Raw genomic sequence first — 16,504 nt, 5'->3', positions numbered from 1 at the left:
TTTATTCCTCCTTAAATTTATGATAAATTTTATGAATTTCAGCTACGATATATTTAATTTCTTGCTCAGTTGTTTGTTCATTAAAACTAAAGCGTACTGAATGTTTAGCACGTTCCTCATCTTCATACATCGCTGCTAAAACATGTGAAGGAGTAGTTGAACCAGCCGTACATGCTGATCCAGAAGAAACATAAATATTAGACAAGTCTAACAATGTTAGCATTGTTTCTACATCTATAAATGGGAAATATAAATTTAATATATGCCCAGTTGTTTCTACCATTGAACCATTCACTTCGAAAGGAATTGCACGTTCTTGTAAACTAACTAAAAACAATTCTTTTAATTGCATTAAATGAATATTGTTATTGTCTCGATTTTCATCAGCAAGTTCTAGAGCTTTTGTTAAACCAACGATTTGCGCTAAATTTTCAGTTCCAGCACGTCGTTTCGTTTCTTGTTCGCCACCTAATTGAGAGAATTCGATAGGCGTTTGATCTTTAACTAATAACACTCCCACGCCTTTAGGACCTCCGAATTTATGAGCAGTGACACTCATAGTATCGATTTTGAAGTCTTCAAATTTTATATCAAGATGACCTACAGCTTGCACAGCATCAACATGTAGTAATGCACTTGATTGAGCAACGATATCTTCAATATCATAAATTGGTTCAACCGTTCCAACTTCGTTATTAACGAACATAATTGAAACTAAAATTGTATCTTCAGTTAACGCTTCTTCTAACTGATCTAAATCTACTTTACCTGTATCATCTACATCTAAATAAGTAACATCATATCCTTCTTTTTCAAGCTCTTCAAAGACATGAAGTACTGAGTGATGTTCGATTTTAGTAGTAATGATATGATTTCCTAAATGTTCATTTTCATAAACTAAACCTTTAATAGCAGTGTTGTTAGATTCAGTAGCACCACTTGTAAAAATCACTTCACTTGGTTTAGCGCCAAGAAGTTTAGCAACTGTTCTTCTAGATTCGTCTAAATAACGACGTGCATCTCGCCCTATTGTATGAATTGAAGATGGATTACCATAATGCGATTGGTAAATTTCCATCATTGCATCTATCACTTCTGGTTTAACTGGGGTAGTTGCAGCATAATCTGCATATACTTCCATTATTTTGTACACTCCTCACAATATTATCAATGTTCCTATAATAGCACCTAACCATCAATTTTTCTACATTGTTGTTTGTAACTTCATTACTTCATATTTTAACATTTATCCCTTCTCTATTTATACATTTTTTATTTTTGAAAATGTCTTCTACATACACAGTGAGCAAATTAATAACTCATCGTCGTCCATCTTGTTACACTAAACCATAGTAAAAAATAAAGGAGTCTTTGCAAATGTCTAATATGAAATTTTCTGCACTTAATTTAGTGCCTATTAAAGAAGGTCAAAGTGATAAAGACGCCATTAACGATATGGTTGCGTTAGCTCAAAAACTTGATGAGCTTGATTATGAAAGATATTGGATTGCTGAACATCATAATGCACCTAACTTAGTAAGTTCAGCTACAGCATTACTCATTCAACATACATTAGAACATACTCAAAATATCAAAGTGGGTTCAGGCGGTATCATGTTACCTAACCACGCGCCATTAATAGTGGCAGAACAATTTGGTACGATGGAAACACTTTTCCCAAATAGAGTGAATCTTGGTTTAGGAAGAGCACCTGGTACAGATATGATGACAGCGAGTGCGTTACGCCGTGACCAACATAACGGTGTTTATGCCTTTCCAGAAGAAGTAGAACAACTTCAAACGTACTTTGGTCCAGGTAATAAACAAGCGTATGTGCGCGCTTATCCAGCAGTAGGAAAAAATGTACCATTATATATTCTAGGTTCATCAACAGATTCTGCGCATTTAGCTGCACGTAAAGGTTTACCTTATGTATTTGCTGGACATTTTGCACCTCAACAAATGAAAGAAGCGATTCAAATTTATAAAGAATTATTTGAACCTTCTGAGGTATTACAAGAGCCTTATATGATAGTGTGTTTAAACGCTATTGTCGCTGAAACAGATGAAGAAGCTGAATATTTAGCAAGTACGTTGGCTCAGGTGTTTATTGGTATCGCTCGTGGTAGAATGCAACCAGTTCAACCACCAACAAATGATTTACAAGGATTATTGACGCCACGAGAATATGAAATGGCGAAACAACGATTTAATGATTCATTAGTGGGTTCAGAAGCTACGGTTAAACAGAAATTAGAAGACTTTATTGAAGAATATGGAGAAATTGATGAGCTAATGGGTATTAGTTATATTTACGATCAAGATAAACAGTTTGAATCATTTGAGCGTTTGAAAAATGTAGTTCAATCTTTGAATAAGTAATATTAATAATAAAGCTAGAAGTTAGTAAAGTAGTTCTTAGATAGATGTTCACTCATTTTTGTTGCGACGCTTTCTTGCGGGAAAGGCTTAAGCCTGTAGTCTTATAAAGTCGTTCTTAGATAGATATTCACTCACTTAAGTTGAGATGCTTGCCTAGGGGGCTGGGTCGAGCCACGGTCTCGACACTCATCCTGCTCCCTTAGGCGTCACTCAACTACGTTTCGTTATCTATCTTAGAACTACTTACTTAAGTGTGTAAGCACTTAAGGTCCTTCCCCAGCTTGCTTTGTTTGTAGACTTTCTATGCGAAAGTCTTTGTGCTGGGGCCCCGCGCTCAACATCATTCGTTATTCATCTTAGAACTTCTTACGTAAGTGTTTGAACACTTACGTTCGTCGATAACTTTAAAACCCTCAGGTGTCACAAAGCTTTACTTGATGTTTTCACAATTATATATAATTAAATATTCTATATATAAAATTAACCCTTCAATTACTTTTGAATAGTTTTTGAAGGGTTTTATGGTATAAAAAAGGACGGTGATTACCGTCCCTAAAATTAATATTTATTTATCGTCTTCATCTTTTTTATCACTGTCATTATTACCGCCAGTGTATTCGTTGATTTGATCTTTTACTTTATCAACTTGTTCGTTATCACTATTTTTAAATTTGTCTGCAGCCTCTTTAGCTTTATCCATGAATCCCATAATGAAATTCTCCTTTCAAATTTAAGCATAATTTAATAACTAATTTTTGTTTTATCTACGATAACAAAACGTTATCGACTAGATGTATTACTTAATTACCACCTTTAATTTATGAATAAACATATTTTAGCTAAAAAATTTAAATATAAAACATATATCCATCTAATTTATCATCAGTTTCGATATAATCTGCTAAATATTTTAACGTTGTATTATCTAAAACTTCACGTACGGCATCTCTCATGCGAAGCCATAATTGTTTTTGAGCAGGTGGTTCAGATTCAATACTTTCTACAATTGTAATAGGACCCTCTAATAAGCGAATGATATCGCCTGCTGTAATTTCGTCAGATGGTACTCTTAGTTGATAGCCACCTTTAGCACCACGAACACTTCGAATTAATCCAGCATTTCTTAAAGGGCCTACGAGTTGTTCAAGATATAAATCACTTAATTTATTTTCTTCTGCGATTGTTTTTAATGATACACACCCTTGCCCTTCTCTTTTAGCTAGGGATATCATTAAAGTTAACCCATATCTCCCTTTCGTTGATATTTTCATAACATTACCTCACTTAATTCGAATAATATATATTCCCATTCTAGCATTTTTTCAGTTAAGATAGTAATAGAAAGGTGTGAAAAACGTGAGTACTGAACCATTAGCTTCAAGGATGCGCCCTACTAATATAGATGAAATTATTTCACAACAGCATTTAGTAGGACCCAAAGGTATCATAAGACGTATGGTTGAAACCAAACGTTTATCCTCAATGATTTTTTATGGACCTCCTGGAATTGGTAAAACAAGTATTGCTAAAGCTATTTCAGGAAGTACTGAATATAAATTTAGACAACTTAATGCAGTAACTAATACTAAAAAAGATATGCAATTAGTCGTGGAAGAAGCAAAAATGTCTGGTCAAGTCATTTTACTATTAGATGAAATCCATCGTTTAGATAAAGCAAAACAGGATTTTCTACTACCACATCTAGAGAACGGAAAAATTGTATTAATTGGTGCAACTACTTCTAATCCATATCATGCTATCAATCCTGCTATACGTTCTAGAGCGCAAATATTTGAGTTATATGCTTTAGATGAGAATGACGTCCGTGTAGCCCTTGATAGAGCTTTGTCAGATGAAGAACGAGGATTGAAAATATATAATCCAGTTGTTGACGAAGATGCACTTGAATACTTTTCAACTCAAAGTCATGGAGACGTTAGAAGTGCATTAAACGCTTTAGAATTAGCAGTGTTAAGTGCTGATGTAGCAGATGAACAACGTCGTATAACATTATCAGATGCAAAGGATTGTTTGCAAAAAGGTGCTTTTGTAAGCGATAAAGATGGAGATATGCATTATGATGTGATGAGTGCTTTTCAAAAATCAATTAGAGGTAGCGATGTGAATGCAGCATTACATTATTTAGCAAGATTAATTGAAGCTGGAGATTTACCAACGATTGTCAGACGTTTATTAGTCATTAGTTATGAAGATGTCGGTCTCGCTTCGCCAAGTGCTGGACAACGAACGCTTGCAGCTATACAATCTGCTGAACGCTTAGGTTTCCCAGAGGCACGCATACCTCTTAGCCAAGCAGTAATTGAACTTTCGCTATCACCTAAATCTAATTCAGCTATCATGGCAATTGATAGCGCCTTGAGTGATATACGTAAAGGCCAAGTTGGTCAAATCCCTGATCATTTAAGAGATGGGCACTATAAAGGAGCGAAAGAATTAGGACGAGCAATTGGATATAAATACCCTCATAATTATGAAAATAGTTATGTAGTTCAACAATATTTACCAGATAAATTAAAAAATAAAATTTATTATGAACCGAAGACGACATCAAAAAGTGAGCAACAATTTAAAGCAGTATATGATAATCTTCGCAATAAAAAATAAAGTTAAAGACTATGAAATATAGAGTGATATCATTCCTCTCAATTTCATAGTCTTTTTTAATTAAAAATTACCTTTATCTTTAATGCGTCGAACTGGTACATCTTTTAAGATATCGTTAACTACGTAACTGGCACATATTAAACCTACTGTGCTAGGTACAAATGCATTTGAAGAAGGAGGCATTTGACCTTTACGGTTACTAGCATTCGGGTCCCCCACCGTTGCTTTTACATCTTCACGTATTACGATAGGACTTTCATCTGAGAATACTACAGGAATACCTTTTTTAATACCCTGACGTTTTAATTTATTTCTAATAATTTTAGCCATGGGATCCATATACGTTTTAGAGATATCTGCAATCTGGAAACGTGTAGGATCAGTCTTATTAGCAGCGCCCATACTTGAAATCACTTTAATTCCACGTTCTAGACATTCTTTCATAAGATGTACTTTATATATAATCGTATCACTAGCATCTATGAAATAATCGATATCATAGTTGTTGAATAAATCTTCATAAGTCTCTTCAGTATAAAACATATGTAAAGGTGTTACTTTACAATCAGGATTAATTAATTTAATTCTTTCTTCCATAAGCGTTACTTTGCTTTGGCCAATAGTTGTAGTTAAAGCATGAATTTGACGATTGACGTTTGTAATATCGACGTCATCTTTATCTATAAGAATAATATGACCAATATTTGTTCTAGCAAGCGCCTCAGCTGCAAATGAACCAACGCCCCCTACTCCTAACACGGCCACTGTTTTATTCTTTAATAAATCTAAACCTTCTTTACCATATGCTAATTCATTTCTTGAAAATTGATGTTTCATTTTGAACTCCTTTATCAAACATTACGTTACCATAATATTAACAGAAAAAGACAAATAAAAATACGCAAGACAAAAGTCTTGCGTACCGATAGAGTCCGTAATTGCCGTAGTTATAAAAAGCTTGATCATTCGGCCTGCTATATACAGGTGGGTGCCCTGTTTCTTGTTTTGCAAGTCCTCCTATTGAGGCGTGTGCGCTGCAAGAAAACCTATTGGGCTCCCTGATCAAAAAGTGTTAGGCCCAAATAAAAAGCAAACATACGTACAATACAGATGACTATCTTATATAGATATAATAGCACAAACCTCAAAATAAAGAAATCCTTAAGAATTGTCAGAAATTCAAACTTGTGATAAAAAAATTTTTAAATATTATAAGTTGACATAATATAATTATAGTAGTTTAAAAAGTAATGGTTGCTTCTTTTTCCTAAAAAAAGACTGCTAATAAAGTATGAAAATCCTCTATTAACAGCCTCTGCAAATTTACTATTTAATTATTTATATTAATGACGAATTCTTAATGATAATTCTTCAAGTTGTTTATCAGAAACTTCTCCAGGTGCATCTGTAAGCAGACATGTAGCTGAAGCAGTTTTAGGAAATGCAATTGTATCACGTAAGTTAGTGCGATTAGTTAATAACATTACTAAACGGTCTAAACCTAATGCGATACCACCGTGTGGCGGTGCACCATATTTGAATGCATCTAATAAGAAGCCAAATTGTTCTCTAGCTTGTTCTTTAGTAAATCCTAGAACTTCGAACATTTTTTCTTGTAATTGGCTATCTGAGATTCTGATAGATCCCCCACCTAATTCATAGCCGTTTAGTACGATGTCATAAGCGTTAGCTTCAACGTTTTCAGGTTCTGAATCTAATTTAGCAATATCTTCTTGTTTAGGTGATGTGAAAGGATGATGTGCTGCTACATAGCGTTTAGCATCTTCATCATATTCTAATAATGGCCAATCAGTTACCCATAAGAAGTTTAATTTAGTTTCATCAATTAAGCCAAGCTCTTTAGCAAGTTTCACACGTAATGCGCCTAAACTTTGAGCCACAACACTTGGTTTATCTGCAACGAACATAACTAAGTCGCCTGATTTAGCGCCAGTTAATTCTTTTAATGTTGCTACATTTTGGTCTTCAAAGAAACGAGCGATTGGACCACTTAAACCGTCATCTACAACTTTAACCCAAGCTAATCCTTTAGCACCATAAATGTTTACAAACTCAGTTAAGCCGTCCATATCTTTACGAGTGTAATTGTCTGCAGCGCCTTCAGCAACAATTGCTTTAACTTCACCATTATTTTCAACAGTATCTTTAAATACTTTGAAATCCATTTCTTTCCCTAATTGAGATACGTCAATTAATTCCATTCCAAATCGTGTATCTGGTTTGTCTGAACCATAACGACGCATTGCTTCAGCGTATGTCATACGTGGGAATTCGTCTTCTAATTCAATACCTTTAACGTCTTTAACTACTTTACGAAGCATTTCTTCGCCCATTTGAATAATATCTTCTTGATCTACAAAGCTCATTTCGATATCGACTTGAGTAAATTCTGGTTGACGATCAGCACGTAAGTCTTCGTCACGGAAACATTTAACGATTTGATAGTATTTATCGAAACCACTAATCATTAATAATTGTTTAAATAATTGTGGTGATTGTGGTAATGCGTAAAATTCACCTTCATGTACACGAGATGGTACTAAGTAGTCACGAGCACCTTCTGGTGTAGATTTAGTTAATACTGGTGTTTCTATATCAAAGAAACCACTATTATCTAAATATTCACGAATAGATCGTGTTGTTTGATGTCTCATTTTAAATGTTTGAGCTAATTCTGGACGTCTTAAATCTAAATAACGATATTTTAAACGAATGTTTTCATCTACATTTTGATTTTCTTCGTTAATTGAGAATGGAGGTGTTTCTGCTTTATTTATGATTGTAATATTTGAAACTTGTACTTCCACTTGTCCAGTTTTAATTTTAGGGTTCACTGTTTCAGGATCACGTTTTGTTACTGTACCTTCAACTTCAACTACATATTCAGAACGTACTGTTTCAGCAATACTCAATGCTTCTGCAGAGAAATCAGGGTTAAATACGATTTGAACGATACCTTCTCTGTCACGTAAGTCAACAAAGATTAACCCACCTAAATCACGACGGTTGTGTACCCATCCTTTTAAAGTTACTTTTTGATCTAATAATTCTTCTGTAACTAAACCACAATAAGTTGTTCTCTTACTCATTTTTAATTCTCCTTTTATTATTTTTCAAAAAAGTTAACAAGTTCATCTAATTTAACAGTTTTTGATTCACCTGTTGCCATATTTTTCACATCTATTTGATTATTTTCAAGTTCTTGATCACCTATTACAACTGTATATTTAGCATTTAAACGATCGGCTTGTTTCATTTGACCTTTAATTTTACGTTTTAAATAATCTTTATCAGCTTTAACGCCGTGTTTTCTTAAATTATTTAATAGTTTCACACTATAGCGTTCAGCTTCTTCTCCCATAGTCACTATGAATAAATCAAAATCATCTTCAACATCTAATTCAATGCCTTCTTCTTCAAGTGCTAAAAGTAATCTTTCAATACTTAAAGCGAAACCAATACCAGTTTGACTTGGGCCGTCCAATAACTCTAATAAGCCATTATAACGACCGCCACCACATAGTGTAGTGATTGCCCCATCATAGTTAGGGTTATCCATCATAAGTTCAAAAGCAGTATGAGTGTAATAGTCAAGACCACGAACTAAGTTAGGATCTTCTACATAATTAATACCTAACTCATCTAAGTAACCTTTAACTTCCTCATAATAAGCTTTTGATTCGCTATTTAAATAATCAGTAATACGTGGCGCGTTTTTAACCGCTTCTTTATCACGGTCAACTTTACAATCTAAGATACGCATTGGATTACTGTGTAAACGTGATTGGCAATCAGGGCAGAATGTATCTATCACTGGTTCAAAATGTTTTACCAATGCATCGTTATATTCTTTACGTGAAGACGCATCTCCAATACTGTTAATAACTAATTTTAAGTGTTTTAGACCAAATGACTCATAAATATGCATTACCATTGCTAACACTTCAGCATCGATACTAGGATTTTCGGCACCAATCGCTTCCACACCAAATTGATTAAATTGGCGATAACGCCCTTTTTGTTTACGTTCATATCTAAACATTGGGCCATTATAATATAATTTAATCGGTTGATTTGGATTACCTTGCATTTTATTTTCAATATAAGAACGAACGACCGCAGCAGTGCCTTCAGGTCTTAATGTAATACTTCTATCACCTTTATCTTTAAATGTATACATTTCCTTTTGTACCACGTCTGTCGAATCTCCCACACCACGTGCAAATAAATCTGTGCTTTCAAAGATAGGCGTACGAATTTCTTTATAGTTATATAATGTCATCAGTTCGTCTAGCTTATTTTCAATATAACGCCATTGACTAGACGCCTCAGGTAAAATATCTTGAGTTCCTCTAGGAATTCTAATCACCTAACCACTCCTTCAACTATTTATTACTTTAGTAACTTAACATCCTCTAATAAAAAAAGTCCCTTATATAGCACTAAACTATATAAGGGACGAATCGCCGTGTTGCCACCCTAATTGAGAATAAAATAAATGATTTTACTCTCCACTCAAAACGTTTAACGTACGTAAACCGGCTTTATTTATTAAAGCACCTCTTCTTGTGTTCAAAAGTAAAATTACTTAGTATAATCTTTCAGCCAAGGATTATATCTCTACGCAAGCAAAGTCATCACTGCTACCTATTTCATTTAACTTTTCAAGAATAATAACGGTATTATATATAAAGTTCACTCATTATGATAACGAGTTTAACTTAAGTTTGCAAGCTTTATGAAGCAAAATATTGTTTTAAGCCATCGACAACCGCTTCTTCCACGACTTGTCTATGTAACGTATCTCTAATCATCATTTCATCTGTAGGATTACTAATATAGCCTAGTTCTAACAATACAGCTGGTTTATTTGTTTGTCTTAATACTTGGAAGTTCTCTTGGCGAGTTCCTCTATTATTTAATAAAGATTTCTTTTGAATATTCTCATTCAATGTTTCAGCTAGTGCTTCTTGATTGTCTTTATACCAATAAACGGTGGCACCATTTGCGTTAGCACTGTCCAAAGAATCATTATGAATACTTATATAAGCATCTCCATTCATCTTACGATCATCTAAGCTCACATACGTATCATCGTAACGCGTTAGTTTAACTTTAGCTCCTGCTTTTTCAAGCGCTCGTTTCAATTCTTTCGCTGTTTTCAAAGTATAGGTTTTTTCTAAACTTTTATTAGCTGTATTGCTAGAAGCACCTTGGTCTCTACCACCATGGCCAGGGTCTAGAACAATTAATTTATTTTTCAAAGGATTCTCTTTTTTGTTAACATCCTCTGTAATATTTAAGCTTGTATGCCAACCTGCAATCCAACCCTTTTTAGTAGCATTATGATTCTCTACTTCTATACATTTTCCAAGTTTATCTACCTTTTTAAAACTTTCACCTTTATCAACTTGATAAATGACCGGGTAACCTGCGTTGGGGCCTGTACGTAATTCAGCATCTTCCGTTACCGTAATACGATCGCTATCTTGGTCATCATGATTCATAAACATAAATAGTAAAATCAAAAATAGAATGAAGATGAGAACCACAACTAAAGTGAGACTATTTTTTAGACCATGTTTTGTTAACCATGCATCTATTTTCTTCATATCACCTTGCCATCCTGACTTTCATAAATAATTGTCACTGGACCATCATTGATAATTTCTACTTCCATGTCCGTACCGAATTCTCCAGTTTCTACTTCAACACCGTAATTTCTTAAAGCAGTGTTAAATTTTTCATAAAGTTGTTCTGCTTCTTCTGGGTTTTTTGAATTTGAAAATCCTGGACGATTACCTTTTTTTACGTCAGCATATAGCGTAAATTGAGACACCGAAAGTATTTGTCCTTCCACTTGTTGAATATTTAAATTTAATTTTCCGTTCTCATCCTCAAATAAGCGTGCGTTTACTATCTTTTTAGCTACTGCTTCTACATCCGCCTCATTAGAATCTTTGCCTACACCAACTAACAGACAATATCCTTTTTCAATTTTGTGATGTATATTAACATTTTTTACTGACGCTCGTTTCACTCTCTGTACAATTATTTTCATCTCTTTTGCACCTCAATTAATTCCATACTCTTGAAACAGTATATATATCACTTAGTTGTTTAAGTTTTTCAACGACTCTATAAACGTCGTTAACATTTTTAACCATGACACTAATCGTTATAACAGCATTTTTATCTGTATCTGAACGACCGTTTATTTTTATAATACTACCTACAGTAGAATTGACTGCTTGTATCACTTCGTTCAATAAACCATTTCGGTCGTAAGCATTAACTTCCAGATCCACTTGATAACGTTGTGTAGAATCTTTAGATTTCACCCACTCTACAGCTATTAAACGATCATTTTCATTTTTAATATTTGGACAATCTGCTCTATGTACTTTGATGCCATGTCCTTTTGTAATATATCCAACGATATCATCACCTGGAATAGGGTTACAACATTTAGAAAGTTTAATTAGGACATTTTCAATACCTTCTACATAAACACCACTATCTGTAATGATATCATCTTTGATAGGTAATGACTTAACGATTTCTTGTGCTTCATTAAGTGCTTTTTGTTTATCTTGAATACGCTGACGCTCTGTTAGTTTATTCACCACCTGTAGCGCAGTTACACCACCAAATCCTACAGCGGCAAATAAATCATCATCATTAGCAAAATTATATTTTTCATTCACTACTTCTATATTTTTCTCTGTTAAAATATCATCAACTCTGAAACCTTGTTCTTTAATCTCCGCTTCAACCATAAATTTTCCCTTTTCAATATTGGATGAGCGATCTTGTTTTTTGAAAAAGCTTTTTATCTTACTCTTAGCACTTGACGACTTAACAATTTTTAACCAATCTCTACTTGGACCGTAAGAATGTTTACTAGTTCTAATTTCGATAATATCTCCCGTTTGAAGAACATAATCAATTGAAACAATTTTACCATTTACTTTAGCGCCTATCATTTTGTTTCCTACTTCACTATGAATCGCATATGCAAAATCTATCGGTACTGCACCATATGGTAATTCGATGACATCACTCGCAGGAGTGAATGCATATACTTTATCACTCTGTAAGTCATATTTTAATGACTCCATAAATTCTTGTGCATCTGAAGAAGTATGATCTGCTTCAGCTAGTTCTTTTAACCAATTCAGTTTATTTTGGAAATCTTGCGTTTTTTCATTTACCGTTTTGCCTTCTTTATACGCCCAGTGTGCTGCTACCCCGTGTTCAGCAATTTCATGCATTTCAAATGTTCTAATTTGAATTTCAAGTGGATCGCCATTTGGACCTACAACAGTTGTATGTAAAGATTGGTACATATTTTGTTTAGGCATCGCAATATAATCTTTGAAACGACCAGGCATTGGTTTCCATAACGTATGTACTAAACCTAAAATTGCGTAACAGTCATTAATCGAGTTAACGATGACACGAATAGCTAATAAATCAAATATTTGATCGAATTGTTTTTTCTGCTTCATCATTTTTCGGTAAATACTGTAAATATGTTTAGGACGCCCACTAATTTCCCCGCTAATCTTCATGTTATCCATTTCTTCTTGAATCTTTTCGATAGCGTTTGCGATATAAGCTTCACGTTCACTACGTTTCTTCTTCATCAAATTAACGATACGAAAGTATTGCACACTATCAATGTAACGTAAGGCAGTATCTTCAAGTTCCCACTTAATTGTATTAATCCCTAATCTGTGAGCAAGAGGCGCATAAATTTCTAACGTTTCTTTAGAAATACGAACTTGTTTTTCGCGAGCCATAGCTTTTAGCGTTCTCATATTATGCAGTCTGTCTGCAAGTTTAACTAAGATAACGCGTACATCTTTGGCAATCGCAATGAATAACTTTCTGTGGTTTTCTGCTTGTTGTTCTTCTTTAGAACGGTATTTCACCTTTTTCAACTTCGTAACACCATCTACAATACGCGCAACTTCTTCATTAAACATTTCTTTTACATCATCAAATGTATAAGGTGTATCTTCAATTACGTCATGTAAGAATCCTGCTACGATAGTTGGACCGTCTAAACGCATCTCTGTTAATATACCTGCTACTTGAATAGGATGCATAATATAAGGCAGACCATTCTTTCGAAATTGACCTTGATGTGCTTCATACGCAATATGATAACTTTTTAAAACATATTGGTACTCATTTGCTGATAAATAGGATTTCGCTTTATGTAGTACCTCGTCAGCACTATATGGATATTCATTATTCAATATATGACACCCCAACTCTCTTATATTCCAAATACTCTGCCCGTTAATTGACTTTTTTAAAATTAAGCTACAAACTCTTTAGTGTCTTTTAATTTGTATAAAAATAACATTTCCAAAGTCATAGAAATGCGAGTATTACTTTTAGTGTATCAAATGTTTAATACACTATAAAAGGTCTAACTTTTTTATAAATAATAGTTTTATGATACTACAAGTTTTTAAATAAATAAATGCTGTTAAATTAAATTTAAACATCTAGAAATATAAGAAAAAAGAAGCGGTAGAGAAAGTCATTTTAATCAATGATTTCTTTCTTCCGCTTCTATATGAGTAGTTATAATACATTTGAATCGAGCATTTTATATTAATGCTTACTCATCGTAAGAGATTAAACTCATTACATCATAATCTTTAATTTTTTCAATACCATTTAAGTATTTTAATTCTATAATAAATGCAATACCTACAACTATGCCACCTAGTTTTTCAACTAATTTAATTGCCGCTTCAATTGTACCACCAGTAGCTAACAAATCATCTGTAATTAACACACGTTGCCCTGGTTTAATGGCGTCTTTATGCATTGTTAAAACATTTTTGCCGTATTCTAAGTCATATTCATAACGAATCACTTCGCGAGGTAATTTACCTTCTTTTCTAACTGGAGCAAAGCCGATACCCATTGAATAAGCGACAGGACATCCAATAATAAATCCCCTTGCTTCAGGCCCTACGACAATATCCACATCTCTCTCTTTAGCATATTCAACAATTTGGTCAGTGGCATAGCCATATGCTTCTCCATTATCCATGATTGTTGTAATATCTTTGAAACTCACACCAGCTTTAGGCCAGTCTTCAACCTCTGAAACATATTGCTTTAAATCCATTTATCTATTTCCTCCTAATATTTAGCCCTTTTGATTTTTAATCCATTTTTTTAATTGTGAAAAGTCATCATAGAGTAGAAGTTGCTCAACTTCAATTCTTGCTTGTCTAGCTTGATAAATGCGACTTGATTCAATCGCTTGTTTGTTAGGATTATTGTTTATTTTAATTATACCATTTTCATCAGTGATAAAGCCTAAATCAAGAAACACTTTCAACATAAATTTCAGTAAGTTAGGTTTAATTCTTAAATATTGACATAATTGCATACCTTCTTGTACTAAATTCATTTCTTGTTTATTCAATAGTGCTTTATAGCAATTTTTAAACAACGTAGCGTTTGGCATGCCTTCGAAATATATAGACTGACTATGTTGTAAGACTAAATATAATTGTGAATAAGTTAAACCTTGTAAACTTTGTTGAACACTTTCAAGATTCGGTGGTAAATCACGAAATACAATTATATCATGACTCGGTCTAATCTCTTCACCATAAAAATAATAATTGTCATCTAATTTTTCTTTCTTAGGATGAATAACAAACGCATATTGATGATTGGTAGGATCTATATCTAATTGTTTACGTTTACTTCTATAATCTAATATTTGTTCATCGTTTGTTGCTAAATCTTGAATGATAAGTTGTGGTGATTGATTGCCATTCCATTCATTAATTTGTAAATGACCCAATAAATTAATAGGCTGGCCTATTTCGATCTGAGTGGCTAGTTGCCCATTTTTCCAGAAAAGATTTTGAAGTTGTTGTTCGCCGGCTACTAATTTTAAATGTGTCTTATCTTTACCAATGGCTTTAACATCTGTTACATCTATATCATCAATTTCAAATAATGGTTTCTCGAAATCCGTACCGAAAGGACTTAGTTTTTGAATATCATTAATATTACCAACTGTAATGTCTTTTTCTTCGAGTTTTACAGTAACATGTTTAGTAGGTTCTAATGAAGTATGTTCTGTTAACTGTGCCATCCATTCATTTAAGCCTTGCTCTAATGGGTCAATGTTCTCAATTTCCATAGTCATTCCTGCAGCCATATGGTGACCACCAAATTTAGAGATTAAGTCTTGATGCGCACTCAATATTTCAAACATTGACACTTGTTCGATACTTCTAGCTGACCCTTTAGCATGATTTTGTTCTAAATCTATATTTAAAATTAAAGTTGGTAATGAATAGGTTTCAACAATTTTAGATGCTACTATTCCTAATACACCTTCGTGCCAATCTTCTTTGGCGAGTAATAAAAATTGATGACCAGCTTTCACTTTTTCTTCAGCCATAACTAAGGCTTCTTCAGTAATCTGAGCAACAATATCTTTACGCTCAATATTAAAATGTTCGACTTGTTCAGCTAAAAACTCGGCCTCTTCCTCATCTTCTGACATAAGCAATTCTGCAGCTAATGAAGCATCTTCTAGACGACCTACTGCATTTAGTCTAGGTCCAATAATAAAACCAATCGTTTCTTCATTTATCGTGTCATTAAATCCCGCTTGATTTAAAATAGCTTTAATTTGTAATGGACAGTGCTCATTTAAGTGAGCTAACCCATTATTTACAATGGTACGGTTCTCATCTGTTAATGACACCAAATCAGCAATGGTTCCTATAGCAGCTAAGCTCTCAAAATAATTAGGAGGATTGTCTAATAGCACTTGAGATAATTTAAATGCTACACCAGCCCCACATAAATAATGAAATGGATAATCGAATTCTGGATGCATAGGATGCACGATAGCAAAGGCTTCTGGAAGTGTACGACCAATTTCATGATGGTCCGTAACAATAACGTCTACCCCTAATTCCTGCACCATTTTTATTTCATCATGACCTTGTATCCCATTATCTACCGTAATAATGAGTGAAACACCTTCGTCGTAAGCATTTCTAAAAGCAAGTTCATTAGGGCCATAACCTTCAGTGAAGCGGTTTGGAATATACCATCCAACTTCAGCACCTAACATTCTTAACGTATTAACGAGAATAGTGGTAGAAGTAACACCGTCAGCATCATAATCTCCATATACTAATATACGTTCACGTTTATCAATCGCTTGATTGATTCTTTCAATTGCTTTATCCATGTCGCTTAATAAGCGTGGATCGTGACTAACTGGTGCCTCTGACAGTAAAGCTTTAATATCACTTTCTTTAGTGATGGCTTTACTTTCCAATACTTTTTTTATAATAGGTGTTAATTTATATGCTTTAGCTACATCATCTGCTATATATTCAGTTGGAGGTTCATAAAGCCATTTATACTTAGATTTAATCATACAACTATCCTTCCTTTTTCCAAG

The 16,504-nt window shown here is 33.7% G+C and carries 13 protein-coding genes and 1 other RNA gene; 2 read left to right on the top strand and 12 right to left on the bottom strand.

What is annotated here, in order from left to right; translation table 11 throughout:
- Window position 1 precedes the first annotated feature (1 nt).
- A complete protein-coding gene (locus tag MT340_RS06325; protein ID WP_243589223.1) occupies window positions 2–1,141 on the bottom strand; it encodes a cysteine desulfurase family protein in 1,140 nt (379 codons plus the stop codon).
- Between the two features lie 236 nt (window positions 1,142–1,377).
- Between MT340_RS06325 and MT340_RS06320 the strand changes: the two genes are divergently transcribed.
- A complete protein-coding gene (locus MT340_RS06320) occupies window positions 1,378–2,382 on the top strand; it encodes an LLM class flavin-dependent oxidoreductase (protein WP_243589222.1) in 1,005 nt (334 codons plus the stop codon).
- Window positions 2,383–2,947: 565 nt separating this feature from the next.
- Here MT340_RS06320 and MT340_RS06315 read toward each other — a convergent pair.
- Complete coding sequence (locus MT340_RS06315) at window positions 2,948–3,091, bottom strand: SAS049 family protein (protein ID WP_243589221.1); 144 nt, start codon at window positions 3,089–3,091, stop codon at window positions 2,948–2,950.
- A 139-nt stretch (window positions 3,092–3,230) separates the two neighbouring features.
- Window positions 3,231–3,653 carry a cysteine metabolism transcriptional regulator CymR gene (gene cymR, locus MT340_RS06310; RefSeq protein WP_243603683.1) on the bottom strand — a complete coding sequence of 141 codons (423 nt, stop codon included), beginning with the start codon at window positions 3,651–3,653 and terminating at the stop codon, window positions 3,231–3,233.
- 85 nt (window positions 3,654–3,738) lie between these two features.
- Here cymR and MT340_RS06305 point away from each other — a divergent pair, with 85 nt between their 5' ends.
- Entirely contained in the window at window positions 3,739–5,007 is a 1,269-nt protein-coding gene (locus tag MT340_RS06305; RefSeq protein WP_243589220.1) for a replication-associated recombination protein A, read from the top strand.
- A gap of 60 nt (window positions 5,008–5,067) precedes the next feature.
- On the opposite strand, the gene MT340_RS06300 is transcribed toward MT340_RS06305, so the two are convergent.
- The 9 genes from MT340_RS06300 to recJ all read right to left on the bottom strand — a co-directional run bounded on the left by MT340_RS06300 (window position 5,068) and on the right by recJ (window position 16,480).
- Entirely contained in the window at window positions 5,068–5,844 is a 777-nt protein-coding gene (locus MT340_RS06300; RefSeq protein WP_243589219.1) for a tRNA threonylcarbamoyladenosine dehydratase, read from the bottom strand.
- 88 nt (window positions 5,845–5,932) lie between these two features.
- Window positions 5,933–6,123: non-coding RNA, 6S RNA (ssrS, locus tag MT340_RS06295), on the bottom strand.
- A gap of 227 nt (window positions 6,124–6,350) precedes the next feature.
- Entirely contained in the window at window positions 6,351–8,117 is a 1,767-nt protein-coding gene (gene aspS, locus MT340_RS06290; RefSeq protein WP_243589218.1) for an aspartate--tRNA ligase, read from the bottom strand.
- 17 nt (window positions 8,118–8,134) lie between these two features.
- Complete coding sequence (gene hisS, locus MT340_RS06285) at window positions 8,135–9,397, bottom strand: histidine--tRNA ligase (protein WP_243589217.1); 1,263 nt, start codon at window positions 9,395–9,397, stop codon at window positions 8,135–8,137.
- A gap of 367 nt (window positions 9,398–9,764) precedes the next feature.
- The gene (locus tag MT340_RS06280) at window positions 9,765–10,640 is read right to left on the bottom strand and encodes an N-acetylmuramoyl-L-alanine amidase (protein WP_243603682.1); all 876 of its coding nucleotides are present in this window, start codon (window positions 10,638–10,640) and stop codon (window positions 9,765–9,767) included.
- Entirely contained in the window at window positions 10,637–11,089 is a 453-nt protein-coding gene (dtd, locus tag MT340_RS06275; protein ID WP_243589215.1) for a D-aminoacyl-tRNA deacylase, read from the bottom strand. The genes MT340_RS06280 and dtd overlap by 4 nt, the downstream gene beginning before the upstream one ends.
- A gap of 16 nt (window positions 11,090–11,105) precedes the next feature.
- The gene (locus MT340_RS06270) at window positions 11,106–13,295 is read right to left on the bottom strand and encodes a RelA/SpoT family protein (RefSeq protein ID WP_243589214.1); all 2,190 of its coding nucleotides are present in this window, start codon (window positions 13,293–13,295) and stop codon (window positions 11,106–11,108) included.
- 371 nt (window positions 13,296–13,666) lie between these two features.
- A complete protein-coding gene (locus tag MT340_RS06265; RefSeq protein WP_154837509.1) occupies window positions 13,667–14,185 on the bottom strand; it encodes an adenine phosphoribosyltransferase in 519 nt (172 codons plus the stop codon).
- Window positions 14,186–14,206: 21 nt separating this feature from the next.
- Complete coding sequence (gene recJ / locus MT340_RS06260; protein ID WP_243603681.1) at window positions 14,207–16,480, bottom strand: single-stranded-DNA-specific exonuclease RecJ; 2,274 nt, start codon at window positions 16,478–16,480, stop codon at window positions 14,207–14,209.
- Window positions 16,481–16,504 lie beyond the last annotated feature (24 nt).

This window comes from Staphylococcus sp. NRL 16/872 (genome assembly GCF_022815905.2).
In the GTDB taxonomy this organism is placed as follows: domain Bacteria; phylum Bacillota; class Bacilli; order Staphylococcales; family Staphylococcaceae; genus Staphylococcus.
The sequence above is the reverse complement of the archived record's forward strand: the minus strand, read 5'-3'. Positions and strand labels throughout refer to the sequence as shown.

Bases quoted from the DNA above. Each gene is read 5' to 3' on its own strand.
- MT340_RS06300 (WP_243589219.1), bottom strand. From the start codon at position 5,844: ATGAAACATCAATTTTCAAGAAATGAATTAGCATATGGTAAAGAAGGT.
- recJ (WP_243603681.1), bottom strand. From the start codon at position 16,480: ATGATTAAATCTAAGTATAAATGGCTTTATGAACCTCCAACTGAATAT.
- cymR (WP_243603683.1), bottom strand. From the start codon at position 3,653: ATGAAAATATCAACGAAAGGGAGATATGGGTTAACTTTAATGATATCC.
- aspS (WP_243589218.1), bottom strand. From the start codon at position 8,117: ATGAGTAAGAGAACAACTTATTGTGGTTTAGTTACAGAAGAATTATTA.
- MT340_RS06280 (WP_243603682.1), bottom strand. From the start codon at position 10,640: ATGAAGAAAATAGATGCATGGTTAACAAAACATGGTCTAAAAAATAGT.
- dtd (WP_243589215.1), bottom strand. From the start codon at position 11,089: ATGAAAATAATTGTACAGAGAGTGAAACGAGCGTCAGTAAAAAATGTT.
- MT340_RS06265 (WP_154837509.1), bottom strand. From the start codon at position 14,185: ATGGATTTAAAGCAATATGTTTCAGAGGTTGAAGACTGGCCTAAAGCT.
- MT340_RS06320 (WP_243589222.1), top strand. From the start codon at position 1,378: ATGTCTAATATGAAATTTTCTGCACTTAATTTAGTGCCTATTAAAGAA.
- MT340_RS06315 (WP_243589221.1), bottom strand. From the start codon at position 3,091: ATGGGATTCATGGATAAAGCTAAAGAGGCTGCAGACAAATTTAAAAAT.
- MT340_RS06325 (WP_243589223.1), bottom strand. From the start codon at position 1,141: ATGGAAGTATATGCAGATTATGCTGCAACTACCCCAGTTAAACCAGAA.